At 64.4% G+C, this 4,180-nt stretch carries 3 protein-coding genes and 2 tRNA genes; 2 read left to right on the top strand and 3 right to left on the bottom strand.

Annotated elements, in window-relative coordinates; all coding sequences use genetic code 11:
- The first annotated feature begins 28 nt into the window (after positions 1-28).
- Positions 29-103, top strand: a tRNA-Glu gene (locus VDP82_RS14690).
- A 52-nt stretch (positions 104-155) separates the two neighbouring features.
- Positions 156-230, top strand: a tRNA-Glu gene (locus VDP82_RS14685).
- Positions 231-330: 100 nt separating this feature from the next.
- Here the strand turns inward: VDP82_RS14685 and VDP82_RS14680 are convergent.
- The 3 genes from VDP82_RS14680 to VDP82_RS14670 all read right to left on the bottom strand — a co-directional run.
- Positions 331-1,566 (bottom strand): cyclopropane-fatty-acyl-phospholipid synthase family protein, encoded by a 1,236-nt coding sequence (locus VDP82_RS14680; RefSeq protein WP_323015583.1) that lies wholly within the window; start codon positions 1,564-1,566, stop codon positions 331-333.
- Positions 1,567-1,698: 132 nt separating this feature from the next.
- On the bottom strand, positions 1,699-3,489 hold the full coding sequence (gene recJ / locus VDP82_RS14675) for a single-stranded-DNA-specific exonuclease RecJ (protein ID WP_323015582.1): 1,791 nt from the start codon (positions 3,487-3,489) through the stop codon (positions 1,699-1,701).
- Between the two features lie 83 nt (positions 3,490-3,572).
- Positions 3,573-4,180 (bottom strand): fructose-bisphosphatase class II family protein (locus VDP82_RS14670; RefSeq protein ID WP_323015581.1); only part of this gene is annotated, 608 nt, incomplete at its 5' end.

Below are 4,180 nucleotides of genomic sequence, written 5' to 3'. Positions count from 1 at the left end.
ACTATAGGACGGCCACCACAGCGCGTGAGCGCCCTTCGTCTATCGGTTAGGACGGCACCCTTTCACGGTGCAGAGAGGGGTTCGATTCCCCTAGGGCGTACCACCCTCCCCCTTGTCGGCGGGAGCGCTGCAGACTAGCATCTGGTTCTTGCTCCGCGCCCATCGTCTAGCGGTCAGGACACCGCCCTCTCACGGCGGGAACAGGGGTTCGATTCCCCTTGGGCGTACCAAGACTTCTTTCCTCCAGAACCGAATCGTCTCGGACCCGTCCTCCGGGCAATGCCGGTGGTTTGCCTGCCATGAGTTCTCCATGGCGCGACCGGTCCGGCTTCAGGCGGGGCGGCGATACTGATAGATGCCGACGTCGATGGAGCCTTCGGTGAACCCCGCCTCGCAATAGGAGAGGTAATAGACCCATTTGCGCTTGAAATATTCGTCATAGCCCAGCGGAGCGATGACCGGCCAGCGCTCGAGGAAGCGGTCGCGCCAGAGCCTTAGGGTATGGGCGTAGGACAGGCCGAAGGTCTCGACCTTTTCCAGCACCAGATCGTAGCGCTCGCCGAATTCCTTCATCACCGACTTGGTGAGCAGCATGCCGCCAGGAAAGATATAGCGCTGGATGAAATCGGGACCACTGCGATAGCCGTCGAAATCGGCCTCGTTGATGGTGATGGCCTGAATGGCGGCGGTACCGCCGGGCTTGAGCCGATCATGCACGGTCTGGAAATAGCTGGGCCAATTGTCTTCGCCCACCGCCTCGATCATCTCGATGGAGCCAATATGGTCGAACTGCCCCTCGGTGTTGCGGTAATCCTCGAAAACCAGCGTCGCCAGTTCATCCAGCCCCTGCCGGGACAGGCGCTGCTGGCCGAATTTAAGCTGTTCGGCCGAGAGAGTGATGCCACGCAGCCGGGCCTTGTAGTCGCGCGCGACGGTTTCGGCGAAGCCGCCCCAGCCGCAACCGATTTCGAGCACGGAAGAGCCTTCGGTGACACCCGCCATGTCGGCGACACGGTGATATTTGGCGCGCTGGGCTTCTTCCAGGCTCTGGTCGCCCGAGGTGAAGAGCGCCGAGGAATAGGTCATGGAAGGGTCGAGCCACTGGCCGTAGAAATCGTTGCCCAGGTCATAATGCTCGGCAATGTTCTTCTTGGAGCCTTCCAGCGTGTTACGACGCGACAGGTGATAATGAAGATCGCCGGCCGCCTTGCGAAAAAACCCGTTATTGGCGGCATCGAACATGTCGCGATTCTGCAGGAAGAAGCGGAACAATGCGGTGAGGTCATCGACCTCGATATCGCCGTTCATATAGGCGGCGGCAAAACCGACCGTACCCCGCTGCATCGCCTCGCGGATGACACGGAAATTGCGCAGCCGCAGGACGGAATGGGGGCCTGTGGCTGGATTTCCCAATGTGCGCGTGCGGCCATTGGGCAAGATGACAGTGAGCGCGCCATGGCGGGGATTGCCGATCAGCTTGACGCCGATCCGCTCAACAACCCAGGACGCAAAGCGTGTCCACAGGGTCACCCCAGTGGGGGTGGTTTCAGCGACAGTTTTGCTCATCTGGCAGCAATATCCAAATTTTTCAACCCGGCGCCAGGATAGTTTAGCGGCCCGAAAACGATATGCAAGACACTGTTTTCGCTGAGCTTGACGACATTGTCGTCACGTTTTCGCCGCAAAAGCGGGGGCGTTTCAGCGCTTGGGCCGGGCGAGATCGGAAAGGCGGAACTGCACCTGTTCACGGCCTTGGTAATGGTCGATGGAGAGCGAGCCGGCGAAGTGGAAGGCCGTGTCGGGCTCGCGCAGCAACGTGTCGCCGATGGCGGTATTGGCGGCGCGGAACGCGATGGCCTTGAGCCGCATGCCGTCTTCCGAGGTCAACGAGAAGCTGACATGCCCCCCCTTGCCCACGACCTGGGCAAATCGTGCCCGATGGGCTGGAAAAGCAAAGACCGGGCCGGGATTACCCGCACCATAGGGGCCGGCCCGCTCGATGGAATGGACCAGATCGAGCGAAGCGCCGCGCGCGGTGAGCGCAGCGTCGATGGAAAGCGCGGTGGCAGCACGCGCGCCTGCAACATCGGCGGCCAGCCTTTGCGAAAGAAAGGCGCGCAGGGGACCGAGTTGGCCGGGGGCGACGGTAATGCCCGCCGCCATGGCGTGGCCGCCGCCCTTGACGATGATGCCGTCGTCGACGGCGGCAATGACGGCGCGGCCGAGATCGACCCCGGGCACCGAGCGGCCCGAACCGGTTCCGGTGCCGTCGGGTTGCAGGGCAATGGCGAAGCTGGGGCGCTCGAAGCGCTCGCGCAGGCGAGCAGCGACGAGGCCGACGACGCCGGGATGCCAGTTGGCCGAGGCAAGAACCAGCACAGGCGGCCCCTCCCCGCCTCCAATCTCCTGCTCGGCAACGGCGGTCGCCTCCTCGACGGCCTCGACCTCGATGCGCTGGCGCTCGGTGTTGAGCTCGTCCAGCCGGGCGGCGATGGCAAGGGCCTGGTGCTCGTCATCGACGGTGAGCAGTTCGGCGCCCAATGCGGCATTGCCGATGCGCCCGCCGGCATTGATGCGCGGACCGATGAGAAAGCCCAGATGATAGGGATTGAGCGGGCCGGAAACGCGGGCGGCGAGCGCCAGCGCGGCCATGCCGATATTGTCGCCGCGCCGGGCCACTTCCAGCCCGCGCACGACAAAGGCCCGGTTTAACCCCACCAGCGGCACCACATCGCAAACCGTGGCCAGGGCCACCAGATCGAGCAGTTTCATAAGATCGGGCAGTCCGGTATCGCCGCGCTGGCGCAGCGCCCGGTTGGCGGCCACCAGCGCCATGAAGGTGACGCCGGCAGCGCAGAGATAGCCGAGCCCTGAAATGTCGTCGGGCCGGTTAGGATTGACCAGGGCGGTGGCGTCGGGCAGTTCGCGATCGGCAAGATGGTGGTCGATCACCAGCACATCGGCGCCTCGATCGCGCGCATGGGCGATGGGTGCCTCGCTCGCCGTGCCGCAATCGAGCGTGACGATGAGGGTGGCGCCGGCGTCGATGAGCTTGTCCATGGCCGCGACATTGGGGCCATAGCCCTCATAGATGCGGTCGGGGATATGCACCTGCGGCTCGATGCCGAAATGGCGCAGATAACGCGCCATCAGCGCACAGGAGCAGGCGCCATCCACGTCATAATCGCCGAACAGGGCAATGGATTCATTGTCGGCTATAGCCCTGGCGAGGCGATCGGCCAGCGCATCCATGGCGGTGAGCGTGGACGGATCGGGCATGAGCGTGCGCAGGGTGGGCTCGAGATAGGGCCCGGTCTCGTCGAGCCCGACGCCGCGCGCCGCCAGGATGCGGGCGAGGATCTCGGGGATGCCGGCGCGCTGGGAAATGGCGGTGGCGGTGCGGGTGGCCGCGCTATCGAGTCGATCCACCCAGGAGCGCCCGGAAATGGACTGGGTAACGTCGAGAAAGGGGCGCAGCGCTTCGGGCATGGAGGAGAGGTAGGCGATTTGGACGATGGTGGGAAGGGGGCGGTTCCGGCGCGATTTTCGTCCTCCCTAGCCTCCCTGCCGTGCTAACGCGTGTGCCGGGCCCGGATCCAGCGGACGGTCTGGCTCCAGGAGCGCATGACGATGGTGCTGGTTTCCACGGTGTCGCGGCGCAGGCGAACGCCTTCGAGCAGGGTGCCGTCGGTGATGCCGGTGGCGGCAACCAGCACATCGCCGGAGGCCAGATCGGTAACGTCATAGATACGGTTCGGATCGGCGATGCCCATTTCGACGGCGCGGGCGCGCTTGTCGGGCGTATCGAGGATGAGCTTGCCCTGCATCTGGCCACCGATGCAGCGCAGGGCGGCGGCGGCCAACACGCCTTCAGGCGCGCCGCCCGAGCCCAGATAGATGTCGATGCCGGTGTCCTCGGTGTTGACGGCGTGAATGACGCCGGCAATGTCGCCATCGCTGATGAGTTTTACCGCCACGCCGGTGGTGCGCAACTCCTCGATCAGCCCGGCATGACGCGGCCGGTCGAGCACGATGGCGGTGATTTCGGAGAGCGGCACGCCCTTGGCCTTGGCCAGGGCAGTGACGTTTTCGGTGGCCGACCAGTCGATATGCACGGTGCCCTGCGCATAGCCGGCGCCGATGGCGATCTTGTGCATATAGACGTTGCGGGCGACGTTGA

Source organism: Devosia sp. (assembly GCF_034675085.1).
Lineage (GTDB): Bacteria > Pseudomonadota > Alphaproteobacteria > Rhizobiales > Devosiaceae > Devosia.
Note: the sequence above shows the minus strand (reverse complement) of the source record. Positions and strands in the feature narration are given on the sequence as shown.

Excerpts from the sequence above, each read along its gene's own strand:
- VDP82_RS14680 (WP_323015583.1), bottom strand. The coding sequence starts at position 1,566 with ATGAGCAAAACTGTCGCTGAAACCACCCCCACTGGGGTGACCCTGTGG.
- recJ (WP_323015582.1), bottom strand. The coding sequence starts at position 3,489 with ATGCCCGAAGCGCTGCGCCCCTTTCTCGACGTTACCCAGTCCATTTCC.